The organism is Flavobacteriales bacterium (assembly GCA_016704485.1).
In the GTDB taxonomy this organism is placed as follows: domain Bacteria; phylum Bacteroidota; class Bacteroidia; order Flavobacteriales_F; family PHOS-HE28; genus PHOS-HE28.
Map to the genome: position 1 here is coordinate 1 of JADJAA010000004.1, position 21,768 is coordinate 21,768.

A 21,768-nucleotide genomic window follows, 5' to 3' on the forward strand; every position below is an offset into this window, starting at 1 on the left:
CATCTTCGGAGCATGAGGTCAATTGTATTGGTCGTGTGTTCCATGTTTCTTGTTTTCACAGCTTGTCGGAAAGAGGAGCCTGAGCCTACACCTACCGATCCCGGAACGCCTCTTCCTGAATCGCCCGTGGTGTTCGATATTGGTGCGGTGCCTTATCCGGTTCTTTCAACCTACAACTTCTTTGATGGCGCACTGGCGGATATGATACCCGTGCAAGGTGTACTGCCGTTTGAACCATTGAACCCGCTTTTTACGGATTATGCACACAAGAAGCGTTTTGTTTGGATGCCCGTAGGAGCAAAAGCACAATACGCTGGCGATGGGAACCCACTGGATTTTGATGACGGTTCCGTCCTCATCAAGAATTTCTATTACGAACATGTAATGCCAGCGGATGAGCAAAGGATCATCGAGACCCGCTTGCTTTTCCGAAGAAATGGACAATGGGAATTCGCGGATTATGTGTGGAATGCGGACCAGACAGAAGCTACTTTGGACATGAATGGCGCGACTATTCCGATCGATTGGGTCGATGATAATAATGTACTACGCCATGCCGAATACCGGATCCCGACTGAAAGTGAATGCTTTACGTGTCATAAGAACTATGACCTTATTGTGCCGATCGGTCCGAAGCCTATGAACTTGAGGAATTCATTCATGTTCGCGGATGGTCCCATGGATCAGTTGGCCAAATGGCAGGCTGTAGGCTATCTCGAAGCCAATGTGCCTCCGAACATCGTAACACCTGTGCGCTGGGATGATGAAACACAGGACCTGCAGGAACGTGTGCGTGCTTATGTGGATATCAATTGCGCGCATTGTCACTCTGAGGGTAAACATTGCGATTATAGGCCGATCCGTTATGCGTTCAGTGAAACATCGGATCCTATCAACCTCGGTGTTTGTGTGGAGCCAACGGAAGATCTCGGTTCGTTATATACGTACATCGTAACATCGGGCAACGTGGAAAGATCGTCAATGCATTATCGCATGTCCTCTGACGAAGAACAGATCAGAATGCCTTTGTTGGGCAGAAGTGTTGCCCATGATGAAGCCGTCCAATTAGTTGAAGATTGGATCAATTCCCTTTCGCCACCTTGTAACTAAGTCCTAGAAACCAGTGTTCATGAAGAAAACAGGATTACTCTCAATTGCCCTTTTGACCGCCATGATAGGTGCAGCGCAGAATTCATGCACCACGGCGATCTCCGTCGGTGTAGGTTCATATGTGGTCTCCGCAGTGGATGGCCCAGAGATCCCGGATCCGATCTGCGCCCAAAATGGGCTAGGGAACACATCGGCAAGTGAATGGTATGCCTTCACTGCGACAGGGATCAATACAATTACGGTTTCTACTGATCTCCCTGGGTCACAAGGGGTTGATACACGTATTAATGTTTATTCCGGATCATGCGGTTCATTGACCTGCGTAGGTGGTGATGACGATAGTGGTGACGGGAATACATCCATTGCTTCCTGGAACTCAGTTACAGGGGTCACATACCTTATTGCTTTTGATAACCGTTGGAGCAGCTTAGGTTTCCATTTCAGCATTGTCGGATCGGATCCCGTTAATGCGTTGATCAATTTTACACCTCAGACTGTTAGCGTCTCCGGTTCATCACTCGCTGTGGTGGATATGGATGGTGATGGTCTGGATGATCTGGTCGCAGTCACTTCGACCAATATCAACATTCATCATCAGCTGGCGACCGGTGGATTTTCTTCAACGAATATCACTACCACCACCGCCGATCACTCGGCGTCATGGAGCCTTGCAGCAGGTGATCTGGATGATAATGGTTTCCGTGATCTCATGTACGGTAGTGGAAGTGGTGTAACGTTCATGATCGCGAACGAAGATGGTACCATATTCCATGAGGTATCTCCTCCCGAATACATTTTCACCCAACGCACTAATTTCATCGACATCAATAATGATGGAATTCTCGATGCGTTCGCTTGTCATGATGTTGAGCCGAATTGCTATTTCATGAACGATGGTAATGGTGATCTGACCTTCATTCAAGGTGGTATTGGCGATACACCGGACGGTGGAAATTATGGATCGCTTTGGGTGGATTATGACAATGACGGTGATGCGGATTGCTTTATTTCCAAATGCCGTGGTGCACAACAACCTTCTGGCATTAACCAATTGTTGCAGAACAACGGAGGCGTATTTACGGATGTAGCACCACTGGTCGGCTTGGCTGATAACACCCAGACATGGTCATCTGCTTGGGGCGATTTCGACAATGACGGTGATATGGATGTGCTGGTGGGCGCAAGTAGTTTCCAGAATGGTGGGCATCAATTGATGCGGAATGATGGGTTTACGACCTTCACGAACGTAACCGTTGGTTCGGGCTACGACACATTTACGGGCGTTGGTCACGAACACGTTACCTACGACTTCAACAATGACGGTTGGTTGGATATCATGGGTGCAGGAAATACCATCATGATCAACAACGGAAATATGACATTTACGCAATCACCGGTACCTGCGGGTATTGGCCCAATGGGCGACCTGAACAATGATGGTTTCTGGGATATCGTGAATGAGGGTACCATCTACATGAACACAGGTAATAATAACAATTACCTCAAGGTCCGTACGATCGGAACAGTGAGCAATCGCGATGGTATCGGTGCCCGTGTAGAGGTAATGACAGCACAAGGCAACCAGATCCGTGATGTACGCGCAGGTGAAGGTTTCCGCTACATGAGCAGCATTGGTGCACATTTCGGTCTAGGTCTCACGGATGCTATCACGGAGGTGATCGTACGCTGGCCTTCCGGTATTGTGGATCACATCATGACCCCAACCATCAATGGAACATTGACCGTAGTTGAAGGAGCACATCCTGTTGGCATCGACGAGGCCGAGGCAGCAGAACTGAACCTCTTCCCGAACCCTGTGCAGGACATTCTACAGGTAACAGCATCAACTGATCTCTCCAACGCCATTATTAATGTATTGGATGCCTCTGGTAAACAGGTCCTGAACGCGACACTGATCAATGGTCGTTTTGATGTAAGTAAACTCACATCCGGTGCATACACAGTGACCATTTCAAAGGACAAGACCATAATGGTGCGTAGGTTCACGAAGTAATAGTCCAACGCGTATAACGAAAAGAGCGGTTGATAAGGGCCGCCCTTTTTGTTTGCGATGGATCCGATCAAATCACTTCTGCTCGTCAGCCGTCTTTTTTGCGAGTCTTCGCCGAGTGAATGAACTACAGATATGCCTGCGAGCAAAGCGTAAGCTGCTCTGGTTGTTCAAGAACTTGTTGTAAATGTTGGATGGCACGTGGTAATACTCGTATTCCGTGCCATCCCCGAAGGTCAGCTTCAATGTCTGGGCCTGATAATGCCAATCGGTGATCGCTCCGGTGCCTGTGGTCAAGGTGTATTCCTCAATATTGCGGGCATGGGTCTCTGGGGCAATGCTCACCAAGAAGTGGTATGCATCGATCAAATGCTTGCTGTAGGATTCGGCTTCTGCTTTCTCCTTTTCATCCGTGAATTTGTCCGGATGGTGCTGTTTCATCAAGGTCTTATACCGCGCACTCAGGTCCTGCAATGTGGCGCTGGGCAAGGTGCCTAGGAGTTTACGGCTATCGGCGATCTTCTTCATTTTATTCGATATTGGAACCGAAGCCGAACAAAAGGCAGCGGAAAACGGCCGCAAAGGTCGGTAAACTCTCCGATCTGAACATCAGTCGGACAGAAATTGAAGTGTTCTACCCCGGATAATTGGCCAAATTCTTAGGAGCTATTTCGATTCTGGAGGAGCAGACATGGTCTGTCTCGCCGTTCCTCGTGGCTCCGCATCCTTTCCTCAAATGCACCGGTTTTCCGCGTCTGAACGCTGTAGACTTGTATCAGCGAAGGGTCTGCCGTACGGCAGACCAATAGTTCTGGTCAGCGGACCGCCATTGGGCTTAGCCTTGGCGGTCGCGCTGTTTCTAGCCCTTTTGTAGCTGCTCAGGAGTTCAGGGCATTCCACAGTCCTTGCATTGTGCCCCGTACTTTCGCGGTCCGGAAACGACCGATCAGCATCGGAAATTTCGATCTTTAAGTAATTCCATGGTACAAAAGCCCAGTATTCCCAAAGGCACACGCGATTTCTCACCTACGGAGATGCTGCGCCGTCACTACATTTTCGACACCATCCGTGGTGTTTTCCAGAAGTACGGTTTCCTACCGATCGAAACTCCGGCCATGGAGAACCTGGAAACACTTACCGGTAAATACGGCGAGGAAGGGGATCGATTGATCTTCAAAATTTTGAATCGTGGAGAAAGACTCTATAAAGCAATTACTGAGGCTTATGAAGGATCTGGAGCAGGAACAGATAATGGTCCGCTCGATAGTATCCGGGAATTTCAAGAAATATTTTCTTCAATTGGTGCAGACATGGCCCTGCGCTACGACCTTACCGTTCCCTTCGCACGCTACGTTGTTCAACACCAGAACGAGATCTCCTTTCCCTTCAAACGCTATCAGATCCAGCCAGTATGGCGTGCAGATCGACCACAGAAAGGAAGATACCAGGAGTTCTACCAGTGTGATGCCGACATGATCGGAAGTACATCGTTGTTGAACGAGGTTGATCTGATCCACCTGATGGATGAAGTGTTCGGCGCATTGGGACTGCACGTCGCGATCAAAATGAACGATCGGAAGGTGCTTACGGGTATCGCCGAGGTAAGCGGGCAACCAGAAAAAGTGGTGGATATGGTCACAGCGATCGATAAGCTCGATAAGATCGGACGAGAAAAGGTCGAGGAAGAAATGCGTTCCAAGGGCATTTCTGATGATGCGATCAAAGGCATTGCACCGCTGTTTGAGTTATCCGGATCATGGACCGAGCAAGCCTCACGCTTAAAGAAATGGCTTGCATCATCAACCATTGCACAACAAGGATTGAAGGATCTGGACACGACATTCGAAGCTGTAGGGAAATTGACGAACGCAACACTTGAATTCGACCCGACACTTGCACGCGGTCTCGATTACTACACAGGTGCGATCTTCGAAGTGAAAGCACTGGAAGGAACCTTGCAGAGCAGCATCTGTGGCGGCGGACGTTATGATGACCTTACCGGGATCTTCGGATTGAAGAATATGAGCGGTGTAGGTATCAGTTTCGGTGCGGACCGGATCTATGATGTGCTGTTGGAAACCGACAAATTCCCAAAAGCGCTTGGTGGTAGCATACGCTTGCTATTCGCCAATTTTGGGGAGAAGGAAGCATTGCATTGTTTGAAGTTGCTCCGAGTTGTGCGCGAAGCAGGTATTGCAGCGGAACTCTATCCCGATGCAGCCAAAATGGCGAAACAATTCAAGTACGCCGATGATAAGGGCATTGCGTATGTCGCGATCATTGGTGAGCAGGAACTGAAGCAAGGCATCATTACCATAAAGGAAATGAAGACCGGCGAGCAAAAGGCGGTGAAACAAGAGGACCTCTTAATACTCCTGAATACGAAAGTTTGATGTTTAGTAATCAACCTTCTCATAATGGAACTCGCTCTCGAACAAACGCAGCTTGTCTATTTTTTACAAGTTGTTGCCTTATGCTGGGATTTATTGCTTGTAGCTCGCCAATCTCAAATGCTGGTGGTTCAACTACCGATGCAGCTGGGGAACAGATCCATGTCGGAGGTCTTCAGACCTATCGTTATTGGGCGGATAGCGACCCAACACCAGGAAAAGTCGAGGTGTTGAACGGACAATATTGGTCATCGGCTCATTTCACCAAGGAGTACATTATGTATTTGGAGATGAAGACTATATGGGCAATGGAATTCGCTGTCGAAAACCGATTACATCGTGCTACAACGGAGCCGGCCCTTCCTGAAAATGCACCTGTTTGGTTCGATCCACCGAGAAACTTCGAAGTCTGGACAGGTAGCCAAGGCTCACTTTACTTTATCGATCCAGAAAGCGGTCATATGTACATATACGAAGTACAGCTTTGACGGAATGTCGATAAGAACGATACCTAAAGAATAATTCTGCGTTGATCAGTTTTTTCTGCGTTATCAGCGTTCTATTTCAATTCACCACAACACAATGAGCACCCACCTTATCGGAACTATCGGTCTGGAATTGACCGAGCTGGAACATATCCTGAACAGCGGCTGTCCGATCGGCCTAAGTCCGGAGGCTACAAAGGCCGTTGCATGCAGCTATAAGTACTTGGCTGATCGACTCAAAAGGAGTGATGAACCGATCTACGGAGTGAATACAGGTTTCGGGTCGTTGTATGATAAGTCCATCGCGAAAAAGGACCTGCAGCAATTGCAGAAGAACTTGGTGATGAGCCATGCGTGTGGAAGTGGTGACCCGGTTCCAACGGATATCGTACGCGCCATGCTGATCCTGAAAGTGCAGAACATGGCATTCGGGCACAGTGCAGTTGCGCCGGCTACCGTGAAGCGATTGATCGACATGTACAATGCCGATATGTTGCCGATCGTTTACGAACGTGGGTCATTAGGCGCGTCCGGAGATCTTGCTCCTTTGGCCCATTTAAGTTTGCCACTCTTGGGTCTGGGTGAAGTGTTCTTCCAAGGCAAACGCATGAAGTCCTCAGCGGCACTGAAGAAACAAGGGTGGAAGCCGTTGGAACTTGGCCCAAAAGAAGGGCTGGCCTTGCTGAACGGAACGCAATTCATGAATGCCTATGCTTCATTGCTCACATTAAAAGCAACGCGTTTGGCGCAACTCGCTGATGTGATCGGAGCGTTGTCGTTGGATGCTTACGATGGGCGTATCGAACCGTTCCATCCTTCGGTCCATGCTGTGCGACCACATCCTGGACAAGCCGTGGTCGCGAGCAATATCAATGCCTTGCTGAAAGGCAGTGCACTGATCAAGCGGAAAAAAGTACACGTTCAGGATCCGTATTCCTTCCGTTGCATGCCGCAAGTGCATGGCGCTTCGCGTGATGCTATAGCATACGTGGAGAGTGTGGTGGAGCGCGAATTGGAAGCCGTGACGGATAACCCAACAGTTTTCGAAGATGAGGACCTGATAATTAGTGCCGGTAACTTCCACGGACAACCATTGGCGTTGGCATTGGATTTTCTCGCCATTGCAGTAGCTGAGATCGGCAGCATAAGCGAGCGCCGCACGTATAAATTGATCAGCGGGAACAGGGGATTACCTGCGTTCCTCGTGGCCGAACCCGGCTTGAACAGTGGGTTCATGATCCCGCAATACACGTCCGCATCATTGGTAAGTGCGAACAAACAACGGTGCATGCCCAACAGTGTGGATACCATTGACAGTAGCAACGGACAAGAAGATCATGTGAGCATGGGTGCCGCCGCCGCACTGAAAACGTGGGCAGTTGTTCAAGATGTGGAGCGCATCCTATCGATAGAGATGTTCACTGCCGCGCAAGCATTGGATTTCCGCCGACCAACAAAGTCATCCAATAAATTGGAGTCATTGCATGCCGCTTTCCGCGAACGTGTACCTTTCGTAAAGAACGATCTTGTGATGCATGATCTGATGGAAAATGCGTTAGGGTTCGTGAGCGAGTTACCGTTGTGATCCGCGATCATCGCAGAGCCACCGCCGATCAAAGCAATGACCATCTACCTATTACCCGGAGTTGGAACCGATCAACGGTTATTTGATCGTATCGATCTGGCGGGATATAATACGGTATACCTCAATTGGCCTCCATTCGCCAAGGGATGTACGTTGCCGTCCATTGCCGAGTTGATGGCAGAAAAGGTCAAGAAAGATGAAGCACACATACTTGTTGGTGTGAGCATGGGTGGCATGGTGGCGCAGGAATTGGCGGCGATCACAAAACCAGAAAAGGTGATACTGATATCATCATGGACCGGTCCGCACGAGAGACCGCCGCATTTGAATGTTGCGAAGAAATTGGCACTGCCGAATCTGATCAATCACTTCACCATGTGGGCTACGTGGCCTTTTAAACGCGTACTCGGCGATCGCGACCGCAAAACCGATCAGCTGCTCTACCGCATGGCCTGTGAAGAGTCCGCAACGAAGATCAGGCACGGAGCACAAGCGATCATGCACTGGAAAGGCTCACCTTGGAAAGGGCCTGTTGTCCGGATCCATGGCGATAAGGATGTTGTAACGCCTTTGCGATTCCCTGTGGATCACGTCGTAAAAGGAGGGCCGCACATCATGGTGCTCACCAAACCGAAGGAGGTCTCCGACCTGATCCGCAAAGCGATCAACGCATAGTGGATCGCGCCGTTGCGGCTGTTGTTTACTTTGTTGAGCGAATTACGTAATTTCTAAAGGAAGATACGTTATCGGATCTCGATCAATTACGATCTTCGCACCTATGGAAGAGCTCTTTACCCTTCAAGGTGCCATCAGTTTGATCACGCTTGCAATACTCGAGATCGTACTCGGGATCGATAACGTGATATTCGTCAGCATCATTCTGGGCCGAATGCCCAAAGAAGATCGCCCGAAGGCACGGCGCATGTGGATGGTCCTGGGGATCCTGATGCGGACCGCAATGCTGGTCGGGTTAGGCTGGTTGGTAAAGAACGGAGAGAACGAGTTGTTCGCTTTGTTCGGATACGGTTTCAACTTGCGTAATTGTATCATGTTCTTTGGTGGTTTGTTTCTCCTTTACAAGGCCGTTAAAGAGATCCACCATAAGCTCGAACGCGAAGAAACCTTGACCCAAAGCTCATCCAGAGCCAAAAGTTTCGGTGCCCTTATGGCACAGATCGTAGTGATCGATGCCATCTTCAGTTTCGATAGCATCATTACCGCAATTGGCCTTGCCGATCATGTGGAGATCATGATCGCAGCGGTTATCATCGCGATGTTCGTCATGTTCTTTTTCGCTCAGGGGATCAGTTCGTTCATCGAACAACATCCTGCGTTGAAAATGCTTGCACTTTCCTTCCTGGTCATGGTAGGGTTCATGCTCTTTTTCGAAGGTCTTGAACCTATTCACCATAGCAAGATACCAAAAGGTTATGCGTACGTGGCCATGGGTTTCAGCTTCGCTGTGGAATTGCTGAATATGAGAGCCGAGCGTAAACACGTGGTCAAGCTGAACAAGTAGTTCACAGAACCTTGGATCGGTGGCTACATCACCGTAAAGACAATAGGTAGTTTGAACCGGACCGCGACGTTCTTCCCTTGGTATTTGCCGGGATTCCATTTTATCATTTCCCGAACTACACGCAACGCTTCTGCATCAATACTTGGATGGACACCTTTGACCACCGTTGCAGAAGTGATCGTGCCATCGGCATCAACTACGAAGGCAATAACAACCCTGCCCGACTTGTTGAGCCTACTTGCATCCACTGGATATTTAATGGATCTTTTAAGGTACTTGTAGAGTTCCTTTTCACCACCTGGATATTCTGGTTTTACATCAACACCCCAGTCATCAATAGGACCGGTCTCGTTCGATCCGGTGGTTCCACCTGAGGAATTCGTACTGTTTCCGGTATCCGGTCCATTCGTACTCGTGCTGTCGCCGATCAGATCAGTGCTGACCGTAGTTGTCGTAGTATCCAGAGGTGTGGTCAGGACGCTATCAACTGCAACCCGTACGCTTGCATCCTGGGTCGGAGCAGGCTTCGACTGTTCAGGCTTTTTGGTGTTGACTTTGGGGATATCCGTCTTAGGAAGAACGCTTGGTGGCAGGATATCGAAGATACAATCGGTTGCTGTGAGACTTGGTGGGTCAGCATTCACGACCGGATCTTGGAACAAGCGTGGGAGGAATAGCAACGCACCCATCAACCCAACGGATGTGAAGAATGCGATCAGCATCGTTCGATGATGTTCCTGGCGGATGACGTAGGCACCGTAAGCTTTATTCCGATCAGCGAATACTAGCTCATTGCGAGCTGCGGAAAGTACGTTACTCCATCCTGTGCTGCTTAACGCGATGGAGAATAAAAGAAGTGCGGCAAAAAGTACGGCTATGGGGATCATGTTGAAGTGGATTTGCTTGGGTAACGCCGGGTTACTAACAAGCAGTACACTTCAACCTACAATTCCGTTCGATCGATATACAGGTCCAACGAAAGTTCCTCTCGGAAAATTAAAGACTAATTCTTCTTTTCCTTATGCCTGCTGCGTACTTCAGGAGCTTCGTTCGGTTCAGCGGTTTTCTCGACCTTTACAGTAGAAGGGTCAGTGCGATAGCGAATGAAGATGGCCTTCAATTGAGGTTGTCCATATAAGCCAGAAAGATAGTACTTGCCAACATCATCCGGTTTTTTATTTCGATGATGGCGAAGGATCCACCGGGACCCATCCCTTGCATGTGTGCCCTGCGGATGGTGGCGGATCCACCGTCTGCCTCGTTGGTGTGAATGACTTCGGTTGCCCAGATACGGTGTGCAATTTCATCTCCATGCCCGGTGATCCGAACGTGTTCGTGCCCAACGCCTTCACCCCGAATGGCGATACGAGCAACGATTCCTTACGCCCCGTCCTCAGCGGATCCGTTGGCTGGAACTACCGCATCATGGTCTTCGATCGCTGGGGTTTGCTAACCTTCGATACGCGTGATCGCAACGCGGCATGGGACGGAACGCACGATGGTGCGGGATCACCTTTGGATGTGCACGTGTGTAACGTGATCATGGAACGCAACGGCGATGCCCGTGTTCTCATTGGGCATGTGACCTTGGTGAGCTAGGGGTTATTCGCTTGCACGCACTGCGACTTTTGGTGCCATCGGGCGAGACTGATCTGCAGGTATGGCATCCACCGGCGGGACGTTCACGGATGTGATGGAAGACTTCGTTGAAGAAGTAGAAGCAGATGCAGTACCCTTGACCGCTGAAGGCATGCTATCCCCGGTTATCGGAAGGGCATCCCGCGTGATCGAAACTTCCTCCACTTCGCTTTCCCTCACTCCAGGCCGGGTTTCACTGGATCTTTCCAGATCGAGGTAAGGATTCATTCCCAAACTATCATGGAGAGGAATGGCTTCTGTCGTGACCGACACTTCTGTAGGGCCGGTTCGTATAGAAACTCGTCTCGAAGACGATTGGGCCAGAACGGCAAAGCTGCACAGGACCCAGATCACCAATGTCATATTTCTTTTCCAGCAATGGCTCATCGTGTGGTGGTAATGATGAAGTCCATATTGAGGTAACTAGTGAAAAGGTCATAGTTGTACACCCTGAAGCGGACCTGTCCAGTTCGCGATTCCACAGATTCCACTACCACATTGGGTGGCACCGCCCAATCCCCGCCAAGGACCACTGAGGCACCTGAGTTCCATGTATGGCCCGGTATGATCGCAGTCAACGTGTATATGGTGTTCGCGGCTATGTTGAGTGGAGGGTAGTACCAAACGCCAACTGTAGCGTCCACGAACCGTCTCCACCTAGCACCGTCCCAATAGTAATAGCCTGGATAGACGTTATTGGGCGCGGCTCCTGCCGTGGCCGTATTGTACACCATCATGGCCTGCAGGATCCCGGCCGCACCAATAGGTGCATTGGAGATGATACTGGTGAGCGCTACACGGGGAAGGAGCGCACCCTTGTTCGTGGCCTGAAGATCCAGGATCGCACCTACGCCGGGTACGCCACCGATACCGACATTGCCGATATTGGAGATCCGCATGCGCTCTACACCAGTGGTGGAAAATCCCAACGTGTTCAAGCTTTGGCGGAAAAGGCCCATGTTGGTGTTGGTTGTCCAACTATAGGCGGGCAATGCGGCTGTTCCGTCGCCGAATGAAGCCAATTGACCAGCGGTGTTGAACTCATACCGTTGAATGTTATTGGTCCTGACCTGCACGCCGATATTATCCGTCGTGCCCAGAAAGTTCGTTGCAGCAACAGTTCCGGCATTTCCTAAGATCGCCCACGCATCTGTAGAGGCAGCGAAACGGATCCATCTTAGCGTCGGCGTATTCCAGTAATAATACCCCGGTGAAACCCCGTTAACACCTGCGACGGTATTCGTGTTGAAGACAAGCAGCGAATTGTCAGGTGCCACGATGGGCGCTGCAACCACGATCGATGTTAGAACAACACGTGGAACCAATAGGCCGGTTGTGCCGCTTGTTATATCCAACATGGCTGAAGCGGCGGGCGCTGCTCCCGTAGCATTTATCCCAACGTTCTGGGCATGCGCGGCAGTGCTGAATAATAGAAACGCAAGAGTCAATTTCTTCATGGTATCGCAGGTATTGATCATCACTCGTACACCGCATTCAAACCCAACCCCACACTATTTTACTCGATCTTTCCCGTACAGGAAAGATCCATTCGATCAACTTCCGCATGAACGCTTACGCTATCAAAGGTAACACGTTCTGAGCTCCCATGGAAAAGAAGTGAATGGTCAACCTATGGATCAACTTGATCCGCAACCTGTCCGGTGTGGTGAATGGTCAATGATCACGGGTCAAAGTGCCTTGATCAATGGTGTGTATCCACATTTGATATGCCTTTTGGGATCGGGAATAGTGCTTGTAGCAATACATTGGTCTTTACGTAAGAAATTCCGATCATGAGCTGCCATTGCCATTCTACGGCTTAGGGATCTGAGCGGGCATGCCAGGCAGATATACACCTTCTGACACCTTGTATTTTCCATGGTGTACGCCTGCAGGAACGATACTTCCTACAGCTGTTAGGCGAGCAGGGTCAATTCCGTACACTTCCTGATCACTCGGCCAGTAGAAGATATTGGCCGGGTCAACTTGGTTCGCGGCTTTCGCTATGGCCGGCTCCTGTTCTGGTTTTAACCACCTTGGACCTGGAGCTTGTGGGAACCTGCCTTCACCGAATCCGGTCTTGGGTTTTACGACCAACTGGTACTCAACGGTACCGCTATGCACGCCGCCATTCAATTCAACAAGATCGAATCCTGTTGGAGTTCTATTGGTCATGGTAATACCGTTGAATTCCAACATATCCACTGGTGTGCAGAATACACGCACTGGATAGTCTTCAGTTACCATGATGATATCGGCCAATATGGGGTCGAGCGCAACATGTGCACGACCATTTACCAATTGGACGGTTCCGTAATCCTGATACCAGTATTCAGGAGATTCCGGACACGTGAGGAGGATGCGACCGTGATCCGCAGTAGGTATGATCTCACTAACTGCGTTGGTACCAGTGATCTTTCTTGCTATGCCACCCACAGTGGTAGCAACATAAGCAAATGCTTGATTAATACCGGGATAAGTGTATGATTCGAAATAGCCTCCGGCTTTGGTCAGCGTGTTGCTGAATGCCACGCCTTCAGCGCCAAAGGCATCTTGGTTCTGAGCATCTGCAGTTGCCGAAGATCCTAAGGTATATCCTGGGTTTCCTGCTGTCACTCCCCTTCCACTATACCCTCTGATCGCTATTTGATCACCTCCTAGGCCAGCGTTGGTTACATTCAATTGACCATACAGGCTAGGTGGATTGAACCCGGCAGTATTGTTCTGAACATAGTTGTATGATGCGATCCAAACGTCGGAAAAGGTTATGGCCGCAGCAACCGTGGCTGCACCCGTACTCTGTGCAAAAGTCGATGTATAGCCTGCCGCTGGATTGGATGCATAAACCCCAGCGCCCAACAAGGATTGAACAGGTGCACCGAATGTAATGTTGGTTTCTCTACCTAAATACCCGCCAACATTGTTACTGTGTCCATTAATTGCATCAAACGTGCCGCTTGCAACCTCCAATCGGGCTAGCGTTGGTAATGGTTGATTGATCCCAACATATCCATTGTTGCGAACACGCATTCGCTCAATATTGTTCGTACGTACAACCAGATCCACATTATCCGAAGTTCCAAGAAAGTTCGTTGTAGCCACAGTGCCTGCATTGCCCAGAATTGTCCAAGCATCCGTGGAGGCTGCAAAACGGATCCATCTCAAGGTTGGTGTATCCCAATAATAATACCCCGGAGAAACTCCATTCACACCTGCTATCGTATTCGTGTTGAACACTAGCAATGAATTTGCTGGTGCAACTACAGGCGCTGCAACTATGATCGAGGTTAGAAGAACACGTGGAACCAAGAGGCCCGTTGTGCCGCTGGTAATATCCAACATGGCTGAAGCGGCGGGAGCTGCTCCCGTAGCATTTATCCCAACGTTCTGGGCATGCGCAACTGTACCGATCAGAAGGAACAAAAAAGCAAATTTTTTCATGGTCGAACAAGGTTAATTCACGTATCAAAACGCGTTTGTTCCACCTCAAATAGCATACAGGATCGATCCCGATGAATGCCCTGTATGTTCTCCAACTTCCCTACGAACGCAACTATTCTCAAATGTATGACGAAATCCGATCTGAAAGGTGGCCTCTGGTTGCCCTCGGAAGCGAATTATTTTCAGATCAAGCGTTTGAGTTCTTCAACTCCTTCATTCTGGAATGGCATTACATTCGTAGCCAAGTTCAATTTTGGACCTGTCAACAATGGAATTTGGTCGGGTGGGAAGTGAGTTTTTAAGTGGGTTGAGCACCATTTTGAAGTCCGATGGAATTCTTGTGGGTAAGGACGAGTTGCTTCATTATGGACATGACGAGACAGAGGATCTCAGTTACCCTCCGGAGGTTGTTGTGAGACCAGATACGACGAATGAGGTGGCCGCAGTGGTCCGGCTTTGTTCGCAATTCGGGATCCCAGTGACACCGATCGGTGCCCGAACAGGTTTGAGTGGAGGAGCGTTGTGTGTACATGGTGGTGTAGCTCTTACGTTGGATAGGATGAATGCGATCATCGACATTGATGAACGCAATCTGCAAGTGACCGTTGAACCCGGTGTGATCACGCAAGTTCTACAGGAAGCTGTTGCCGCTAAGGGACTTTATTACGCCCCGGACCCAAGCAGCCGTGGAAGTTGCACAATTGGTGGAAACTTAGCCGAGAATGCTGGCGGACCAAGAGCCGTGAAGTATGGTGTTACGCGCGACTTTGTCCTGAACCTGGAGGTTGTGCTTCCGAGCGGTGAAGTGATCTGGACCGGTGCAAATACATTGAAGAACAGTACGGGCTACGACCTTACGCGCTTGATCGTTGGTAGCGAAGGCACGCTCGGGATCATCACGAAGGCCGTGCTCCGCTTAATACCATTACCCAAGGAGAACAGGTTGATGTTGGTGCCCTTCAGATCGGCTACAAAAGCATGTGAGGCCGTAAGCGCTGTGTTCCGTGCCGGCATTGTTCCCAGTGCGTTGGAATTCATGGAACGTGATGCCTTGGATTGGACACTGAAATTCGTGACCGGCGTTCATGTGAAAGTGGAAGATGATACAGCCGCTCATCTCCTCATCGAGGTCGACGGTCAATATGCCGATGTCGTAATGCGGGATTGTGAGACGATCCTTGCGGTGATGGAAAAGCACGAGTGCCAAGAGGTGTTGTTCGCGGAAACGAATGCGGAGAAGGACGCGCTTTGGTATATGCGCCGTAGAGTAGGGGAGGCCGTAAAAAGCAACAGCGTGTACAAAGAAGAAGATACCGTGGTGCCGCGCTACGAACTCCCACGATTATTGAAGGGAGTCAAGGACATCGGCGCTCGTTATGGTTTCAAAAGCGTGTGTTACGGTCACGCAGGCGATGGCAATCTGCATGTGAACATCATTAAAGGAGACCTTGATGATAACGCATGGACCAACGAGCTACCAAAAGCTATTCGCGAGATCTTCGAACTAACTGTTTCCTTGGGCGGAACGCTGAGTGGCGAACATGGTATTGGATTGGTGCAACGGCCTTATATGGATATTGCATTCAATTCCGTGCAATTGGAATTGATGAAACGTTTGAAAGAAGTCTTCGACCCCTTAGGGATCATGAATCCTGGAAAGGTTTTGCCGTGATCGGATCCAAGAATTACCTGAACAACGTTATATGCCCGAACAGCTCGTAATGGTCCTTCTTTATAGCATCGACCACGTTCGCGCGATAGACGTAAACTCCAGCTGGCATTGGCCCACTGCCTGATGTTCCGTCCCATCCTTCGGCAGGATCCGTGCTTTGATAGATCTGGCCTCCCCAGCGATCGAAAATACTGAGCTCGTACGTTTCTAGGTCCACTACATTGTTCACCGGAAAGAACACATCGTTGATGCCATCATCATTCGGTGTGAAGGCATTCGGTGTGTAGTAAACATAGTCCATCGGCTTCAGCCATGCGATGATCGTATCCGTACTCCAGAACTGCGCGGTGAGTGCCGGTAGCGTAGTGTCTGCCGGTGTGTAAACGTTGTTCTTGATCGTCCAATACAGGAAGTTGTAATACAACGCACTGTCCACATTGAAGTCTATGTCCATGCCTTCCGGAGCACTGACCAATTGCGGGAAATCCGTGTAGTTCATACCATCGAACGTAATGCTTCCAGCTTCCTTCGGAAACATGTCAAGCATGACATCATACCGCGTTGGTGGTTTGAAGTGCGCTACGATACTATCCGCAGAAAGGATATCCACTGTTACCAATGAATCCGTTGTTGAAGGCAGAATGGTATTGGTACTGAATGTTTCCCAATGGTCGAAGACCCAACCATCCGCAGGGAATGGGATCAACGTGGTCTCGATCCCACCGTAATAGGATCCACTGAACGGATAGGTTTCCGGCGCAAGCGAGTTGATCTCCAATGTTCCGCTTAACGGAGGATCCACGTTGAAGACCACATCGTACGGTCCTTCAAGCTCATAACAATCCACTAGACCTGTTTCGATCACCACGCACCGTGTTTCTATGAATGTGCGAAGCGTTTGTACGTTGTTCTGCCAGTCTGCGACCGAACCGCCCCAACGTGCTACTTGTCCCGGCATCTCAGGTGCAATATTCCCTATCAAGCTATCCAGGAACGGGAGCATATAGTCACAATTGAAGTAGGTGTTTCCTAGATCGATGTAACGGTTCACATAGTAGTCATGCACCATTTGGTTCTCATTGATCAACTTTTCAATGATATCCGTATGGCCTTGGTCTCCTGGGTTTGGAAGATCCTCCACAGTGCAAGGGTCAGCATTGGGACTTTGATCGGGAATGCCTGTGAAATTGGTGTAATGCCCAAAGGTGGCATCCATGTCCCATAGAATGTACCTCCATTTTTTCTTATCACCAGCCGGGTCCATTCCGCGCCACCAACCGGTGTTCCAATTCAGCCAATCTGCGCAAACGGTATAGCTGTTCAAACAGAAATAATCAACCAGCGACTTCCAACTGAATTGTTCGTCGACATAAGCGAAAGCGGTCGCGTCGCCCATGTCGTTGGTGGCAATGTAGGTGCGCAAGGCATTCCAATCCGTTTGGGCTTGTGGTCCACCGTACTCGCTCCACGTTCCTCCCCAGGTCTTTATCATCTGGATGTTGAACTTGTCCTGATCATAATAGTACTTGGTGAAATCGTGATCATCCACCTTTTCGCGGATATCATACACGCCCCAAAACTGGCCATTCACATACAAAACGCCCGGCTCGTAACTCCGTTCGTCAACAGCTAAATGGGCTTGTTGGCTAAGTGCTTGTACGTATGCATCACGTATGTGCGTGGGCTGCCCAGGGCCGAATTCGTAGTTGTCTCCGGCCATTGCCTTAATGATCAACCGCTGGAACTTGTCGCGTGTCTTGGTGCGGAAGATGGGGTAGTGGATCGCATTATTGTACCCGGTCTCATCGCGGGTGATGTAGTCGAATCCGCGTTGATCATAAGCCCAACTGTCCTGACCATGCTCGTTGAATTCGCCAACGGCCTCATCGCGCAACGTTCCATCTTCCCCGAAGTATTCAATGCTCCCGAAAGGCTGAATTCCCCCGTTGCCGTTCAACAGGTCATCAACCTGATCACCAGCAATGCTCCATACCGGAACCGTATGCGCTGAATTGATGAAGTAGCTGTTCGACTCAATAAAACTGGGAAGGCTACCAGCCGCGCCGAAGCATGTCGCGCGGATCACGGTCGTTACATTTACCGCAATAGCTCCCGCATACGCAGTGGATGCGGCAGTCGGTTCGGAACCATCGGTGGTATAGCGGATGGTCGCTCCAACTGGTCCAGTGATCGTAACGCTCTGAGCCCCTCCATAGGATCCAGCAGCTGGCGTAAGCACTGGTTTTTCAAGATATTCAGCAACCGCGCCCGCGTTAGCATTCCCCGGTGTCGGTGCGGTCATTAACGACCACGTCCCTGCGCCATCTGTTGTGCGGCCCCTACTATGACCCGTCTTGGTGCGTGTGGTAGGCGTAAATTCGAAATCATCAACAGCGGTCCCACTTGCATCACTCAGCAGAATATGGTCGCCATCGGTCTGGTCCAGATTGAAATTGGTGTGTATGAACCCTCCCGAAACCTCGTTGCGTTGGCTGCAAATGAACAATTGCCGACCACCAGCAGGGATGACCGTGCCGATAGGGATCTGCCATTTCAATGGATTTCCCGCTCTATTGCTTACATACCACCCTGTTATATCCGCCGCCGCGGCCCCGGTATTGTAAAGCTCGAACCAATCCTCAGTATTCCCGAAGTTATCCGTTAGGTCATTAAGATTACTGGCGCATACTTCGTTCACGACCACCTGAGCCGCAATTGGCAAGGCAGCACAGCCAGTAAGTATAAGCGCAGCAAGGGTAGTTCGGATAGATATCAAGGTCATGGATGATCAATGGTCAGCTAAGTTAGCAAGTGGGCAGGATCTCGGGACGGTTTGGTTCGTGGGCATCAGGGATTCCTACCGCTTCTTGCGCTTACCTGAAGATGACGTAGTAAGATGGAATTCCGGTGCCTGACGCAGAAAGGCGATAACGTGGTCCGCTGCTAAGGTATGTGGAAGTATCTGTTCTGCCAGATCTGACGTTCCCGGTGATCCTTCCTTGACTTGTGACGATCGTCACATCGCGGATCCGGGATACCATGGAACTTAGCGCTTGAACAGTTTGAACATGTGCTGTTCCTTTGCCCTATGAAAAAGACGATACCGATCATTACCCTGTGCATCGTAACCGTAGCGTTGATGGCCTTCAATGATCCCAGTTCTGTTGTACACAAGAATGCGGGAGGCGCGATCGCAGGATATTGTGGAGACCCTGCGGGTGGGTCCCTTACCTGCACCGCTTGTCATGAAGGGCCACACGCAACACCAGTCATTGGGCTGATCACTTCGGATATTCCGGCTGAGGGGTATACGCCCAATACCACCTACACCATAACCGCTATGATCGCGAGTGCAGGGCACACCAGGTTCGGATTCGAGATCTCACCCCAGAATCCTGATGGGGACTTCATCGGAACATTGGTGAATACCGGTACGGAAACACAGCTGAATGGTGCCGGTTCCAACTATATCACGCATAGTTTTGATGGGATCGAAGGGGAAGATTCCAGGACTTGGACATTCGATTGGATAGCTCCACCGCAGGGAACAGGCAGTGCTACCTTCTATGGTGCGTTCAACGTGACCAACTCGGATTTTACCCAGAACGAGGACACCATTTACACATCCACCCTTTTGGTCCCTGAAGCGCTGAGCACGTCAACTGCCGAACTGGGCACCACCGAGCGGGCGTTTACCGTGTTTCCTAATCCAACCACGGCCCTGATCACGATCAAGACCAGCAGCTTGGTGGGGTCCATGTTCATGATCACGGATCAAGCAGGCCACCAAGTATCATCCGGGAAACTCAACAATGTAAGCACCACCATCGATCTAAGTAGATCTGCGGCTGGTGCGTATTCGGTCCGGATCGGCGAACAAGGGGTGCAGACTCTGAAGGTGATCAAGCAGTAGGCAGCGTTACTCGGAAAGGTGGGAGCGGGAAGTGCCATGACCAGCTGCTGTGCTAAATGGAATAGAACGATCCGTTATTCCTTCTGAAAGCGGGCTATTCCAAGCGGGATATTCCGATCCGTGAATACGGTGATCAAATAGTGGTCAAGGATCGGTTATTCACTACGCGGGACTGAAAATATAGTTCGTCCCAGATCCGGCGCGGCCATAAAAAAAAGGGGCTGTCTCGAAAGGGATGGCCCCTTCTTGTTTTGATGGGGATTGGATGTGGTGCTGATTCAGAGACCTACCAGATCGGGATTATTTGCGGCCTTGCCCGTGTAAAGGACAGGACCGAACCCAAGGCACTTTTTAGACGTTCCTCAGCCCTTTTTTGAAGCGATCCTGACCAACTTCTTCAGGTTGATCGCAGTTGCAAGTAGTCCGGTTTCCAAGGCGACTTTGTCGAGTCCCCCTTAGCATGAACCGGGTGAAGCCTTTGTTCTGCTTGAGGTTACCGAAGGCCGATTCCACTTCCACCGGTCTAGCGCTTCGGTGCATTAGACCTTCTTCGCTGGTGAGCTTTTCTCGGGCTTGGGCTTTAAGTTCGTTAAGCCGATGGTTCACTTCGATGATCCGGTTACCCTTGGCCTTGTGGCAAACACCATTCATGGGGCATGTGGCGCAGTTGCTTGCTTGGTAGCGCGATACGGTTTGCACATACCCGGCCTTTGTTGTTGAGCGCTGGTCACCGATATGCCGCATGGGCTGGCCTATGGGGCAGGTATACTCGTTCCTTGCAGCGTTGTAGTGGAGTCTGTTTTGTACAAAGGGGTGTTTTTCCCAGTAGCTCTTTTGTTGTTCACGGTGGAAGTAGTTGTACTTCACAAAAGCCTCCACGCCCTCGCCTTCCAAGTATTCGTAATTCTGCTCCGAGCCATAGCTCCGCCATGCGGCGGACCACAGCCGCTTGGGGCAGTTTGCCCAACTGGGCTTGTAGTTCCTTGTAGTGGGGGATCAGTGTCTTGGTGTCGGTGGTGTCCTGATGTAGGCTGTAGTGTATGATGAACTGGTTCTGGGTGCTCCATTGCACGTTGTAGCCGGCCTTGAGTTGTCCGTTGCCCATGTGGTCGTCCTTCATGCGCATGAAGGTGGCTCCGCGATCGGTCTTCGAGTAGCTACCGCGCTCGCCCAAGATGGACTCTTGCATCTTGTACTTGCGCACGTTGTCCGGCCAGTTCCTCTTGGCGTAAGAGAGCTTTTGCTTGGTCTTCGGATCGATCTTCTTGTCCTTGAGCGCGGCGTTGATCGCATCAATGGTCTGGGCCACTTTCTTCGGGTCGAGTTCTTCCATCTCACCGGGGTCATCGCCCTGTAGTTCTTCAGCGGCTACTCCTTGGGTGTAGTTCCAGAGCTCCTCCAACTGGGCTTTCATTTTCTTCTTGTTGGTGGCAATGCTCTTGGCCCAAACGAAGGTGTACTTATTGGCATTGGCCTCGATCTTGGTGCCATCGGTGTACACTGCTTTGAGATCCACATGACCCGCTTCCATCAACAACAGAACCACTTGGCTGAACACTTCTTTGATGTGGTTCTTGAGCCGCTGGGCACGGAACCGATTGACCGTGTGGTGATCCGGACGCTTCATCCCGGCAAGCCACATGAAATGGATGTTCTCCTGGATCGCTGCCTCGATCTTACGCGAGGAGTAGATGTTGTTCAGGTAAGCATAGACCAATACCTTGAGCAACATACGCGGGTGGTAACTAGAGGTGCCGCCACCCTTGTACGTGTCGGCCAGCGAACCGATGTCGATCTGGTCGATAACCGAACCAACTACACGTACGGCATGTGTCTTTGAGATGAGTTCTTCCAACGATGGTGGCAAGAGCATCGCTTGACTCGGGTCGTAGTCCTTGAACACGACTTTTCTTTGTGAAGCCATGCCCGAAGGTCGATCACCCAAAACGAGTTGTCAAGATCAACTTCCAACGGCTTTTCAACAAAATGAAAAGGGCTGCCTCT

General features: G+C 50.3%; 16 protein-coding genes and 1 pseudogene. 10 read left to right on the forward strand and 7 right to left on the reverse strand.

Features of this window, described 5'->3' with window-relative positions:
• Positions 1-12: 12 nt before the first annotated feature.
• Together IPF95_17780 and IPF95_17785 are read left to right on the forward strand one after the other, a co-directional pair.
• Positions 13-1,110, forward strand: a complete 1,098-nt coding sequence (locus IPF95_17780) for a hypothetical protein (GenBank protein ID MBK6476533.1) — start codon at positions 13-15, stop codon at positions 1,108-1,110.
• A 64-nt stretch (positions 1,111-1,174) separates the two neighbouring features.
• Positions 1,175-3,124 (forward strand): VCBS repeat-containing protein, encoded by a 1,950-nt coding sequence (locus IPF95_17785; GenBank protein MBK6476534.1) that lies wholly within the window; start codon positions 1,175-1,177, stop codon positions 3,122-3,124.
• 72 nt (positions 3,125-3,196) lie between these two features.
• Here IPF95_17785 and IPF95_17790 read toward each other — a convergent pair whose 3' ends face one another.
• Positions 3,197-3,649, reverse strand: coding sequence for a KTSC domain-containing protein (locus IPF95_17790; protein MBK6476535.1), 453 nt, complete (start codon positions 3,647-3,649; stop codon positions 3,197-3,199).
• A gap of 452 nt (positions 3,650-4,101) precedes the next feature.
• Here IPF95_17790 and IPF95_17795 point away from each other — a divergent pair, with 452 nt between their 5' ends.
• The 5 genes from IPF95_17795 (at position 4,102) to IPF95_17815 (ending at position 9,100) form a co-directional block, all read left to right on the forward strand.
• Positions 4,102-5,514 carry a histidine--tRNA ligase gene (locus IPF95_17795; protein ID MBK6476536.1) on the forward strand — a complete coding sequence of 471 codons (1,413 nt, stop codon included), beginning with the start codon at positions 4,102-4,104 and terminating at the stop codon, positions 5,512-5,514.
• A gap of 80 nt (positions 5,515-5,594) precedes the next feature.
• A complete protein-coding gene (locus IPF95_17800) occupies positions 5,595-5,999 on the forward strand; it encodes a hypothetical protein (GenBank protein ID MBK6476537.1) in 405 nt (134 codons plus the stop codon).
• A 94-nt stretch (positions 6,000-6,093) separates the two neighbouring features.
• Positions 6,094-7,581: a histidine ammonia-lyase gene (hutH, locus tag IPF95_17805; protein MBK6476538.1), complete on the forward strand. Its 1,488-nt coding sequence runs from the start codon at positions 6,094-6,096 to the stop codon at positions 7,579-7,581.
• 36 nt (positions 7,582-7,617) lie between these two features.
• Complete coding sequence (locus IPF95_17810; protein ID MBK6476539.1) at positions 7,618-8,256, forward strand: alpha/beta hydrolase; 639 nt, start codon at positions 7,618-7,620, stop codon at positions 8,254-8,256.
• 103 nt (positions 8,257-8,359) lie between these two features.
• The gene (locus tag IPF95_17815; GenBank protein ID MBK6476540.1) at positions 8,360-9,100 is read left to right on the forward strand and encodes a TerC family protein; all 741 of its coding nucleotides are present in this window, start codon (positions 8,360-8,362) and stop codon (positions 9,098-9,100) included.
• A 23-nt stretch (positions 9,101-9,123) separates the two neighbouring features.
• On the opposite strand, the gene IPF95_17820 is transcribed toward IPF95_17815, so the two are convergent.
• On the reverse strand, positions 9,124-9,987 hold the full coding sequence (locus tag IPF95_17820) for an energy transducer TonB (GenBank protein ID MBK6476541.1): 864 nt from the start codon (positions 9,985-9,987) through the stop codon (positions 9,124-9,126).
• A gap of 328 nt (positions 9,988-10,315) precedes the next feature.
• On the opposite strand from IPF95_17820, the gene IPF95_17825 reads away from it, so the two are divergent.
• The gene (locus IPF95_17825) at positions 10,316-10,699 is read left to right on the forward strand and encodes a gliding motility-associated C-terminal domain-containing protein (protein ID MBK6476542.1); all 384 of its coding nucleotides are present in this window, start codon (positions 10,316-10,318) and stop codon (positions 10,697-10,699) included.
• 3 nt (positions 10,700-10,702) lie between these two features.
• On the opposite strand, the gene IPF95_17830 is transcribed toward IPF95_17825, so the two are convergent.
• The 3 genes from IPF95_17830 to IPF95_17840 all read right to left on the reverse strand — a co-directional run bounded on the left by IPF95_17830 (position 10,703) and on the right by IPF95_17840 (position 14,179).
• The gene (locus IPF95_17830; protein ID MBK6476543.1) at positions 10,703-10,966 is read right to left on the reverse strand and encodes a hypothetical protein; all 264 of its coding nucleotides are present in this window, start codon (positions 10,964-10,966) and stop codon (positions 10,703-10,705) included.
• Positions 10,967-11,121: 155 nt separating this feature from the next.
• Positions 11,122-12,195, reverse strand: coding sequence for a hypothetical protein (locus IPF95_17835; protein ID MBK6476544.1), 1,074 nt, complete (start codon positions 12,193-12,195; stop codon positions 11,122-11,124).
• 355 nt (positions 12,196-12,550) lie between these two features.
• The gene (locus IPF95_17840) at positions 12,551-14,179 is read right to left on the reverse strand and encodes a hypothetical protein (protein ID MBK6476545.1); all 1,629 of its coding nucleotides are present in this window, start codon (positions 14,177-14,179) and stop codon (positions 12,551-12,553) included.
• Between the two features lie 268 nt (positions 14,180-14,447).
• Between IPF95_17840 and IPF95_17845 the strand changes: the two genes are divergently transcribed.
• On the forward strand, positions 14,448-15,851 hold the full coding sequence (locus IPF95_17845) for an FAD-binding protein (GenBank protein ID MBK6476546.1): 1,404 nt from the start codon (positions 14,448-14,450) through the stop codon (positions 15,849-15,851).
• A 13-nt stretch (positions 15,852-15,864) separates the two neighbouring features.
• On the opposite strand, the gene IPF95_17850 is transcribed toward IPF95_17845, so the two are convergent.
• Positions 15,865-18,633, reverse strand: coding sequence for a CotH kinase family protein (locus IPF95_17850; protein ID MBK6476547.1), 2,769 nt, complete (start codon positions 18,631-18,633; stop codon positions 15,865-15,867).
• Positions 18,634-18,939: 306 nt separating this feature from the next.
• Between IPF95_17850 and IPF95_17855 the strand changes: the two genes are divergently transcribed.
• On the forward strand, positions 18,940-19,764 hold the full coding sequence (locus tag IPF95_17855) for a T9SS type A sorting domain-containing protein (GenBank protein MBK6476548.1): 825 nt from the start codon (positions 18,940-18,942) through the stop codon (positions 19,762-19,764).
• 362 nt (positions 19,765-20,126) lie between these two features.
• Here IPF95_17855 and IPF95_17860 read toward each other — a convergent pair.
• Positions 20,127-21,688: pseudogene (locus tag IPF95_17860) on the reverse strand (IS1182 family transposase).
• Positions 21,689-21,768 lie beyond the last annotated feature (80 nt).

Coding starts and splice junctions, on each gene's coding strand:
- IPF95_17780 (MBK6476533.1), top strand. CDS start 13: ATGAGGTCAATTGTATTGGTCGTGTGTTCCATGTTTCTTGTTTTCACA.
- IPF95_17790 (MBK6476535.1), bottom strand. CDS start 3,649: ATGAAGAAGATCGCCGATAGCCGTAAACTCCTAGGCACCTTGCCCAGC.
- IPF95_17795 (MBK6476536.1), top strand. CDS start 4,102: ATGGTACAAAAGCCCAGTATTCCCAAAGGCACACGCGATTTCTCACCT.
- IPF95_17800 (MBK6476537.1), top strand. CDS start 5,595: ATGCTGGGATTTATTGCTTGTAGCTCGCCAATCTCAAATGCTGGTGGT.
- hutH (MBK6476538.1), top strand. CDS start 6,094: ATGAGCACCCACCTTATCGGAACTATCGGTCTGGAATTGACCGAGCTG.
- IPF95_17810 (MBK6476539.1), top strand. CDS start 7,618: ATGACCATCTACCTATTACCCGGAGTTGGAACCGATCAACGGTTATTT.
- IPF95_17815 (MBK6476540.1), top strand. CDS start 8,360: ATGGAAGAGCTCTTTACCCTTCAAGGTGCCATCAGTTTGATCACGCTT.
- IPF95_17820 (MBK6476541.1), bottom strand. CDS start 9,987: ATGATCCCCATAGCCGTACTTTTTGCCGCACTTCTTTTATTCTCCATC.
- IPF95_17830 (MBK6476543.1), bottom strand. CDS start 10,966: ATGAATCCTTACCTCGATCTGGAAAGATCCAGTGAAACCCGGCCTGGA.
- IPF95_17835 (MBK6476544.1), bottom strand. CDS start 12,195: ATGAAGAAATTGACTCTTGCGTTTCTATTATTCAGCACTGCCGCGCAT.
- IPF95_17840 (MBK6476545.1), bottom strand. CDS start 14,179: ATGAAAAAATTTGCTTTTTTGTTCCTTCTGATCGGTACAGTTGCGCAT.
- IPF95_17845 (MBK6476546.1), top strand. CDS start 14,448: ATGGAATTTGGTCGGGTGGGAAGTGAGTTTTTAAGTGGGTTGAGCACC.
- IPF95_17850 (MBK6476547.1), bottom strand. CDS start 18,633: ATGACCTTGATATCTATCCGAACTACCCTTGCTGCGCTTATACTTACT.
- IPF95_17855 (MBK6476548.1), top strand. CDS start 18,940: ATGAAAAAGACGATACCGATCATTACCCTGTGCATCGTAACCGTAGCG.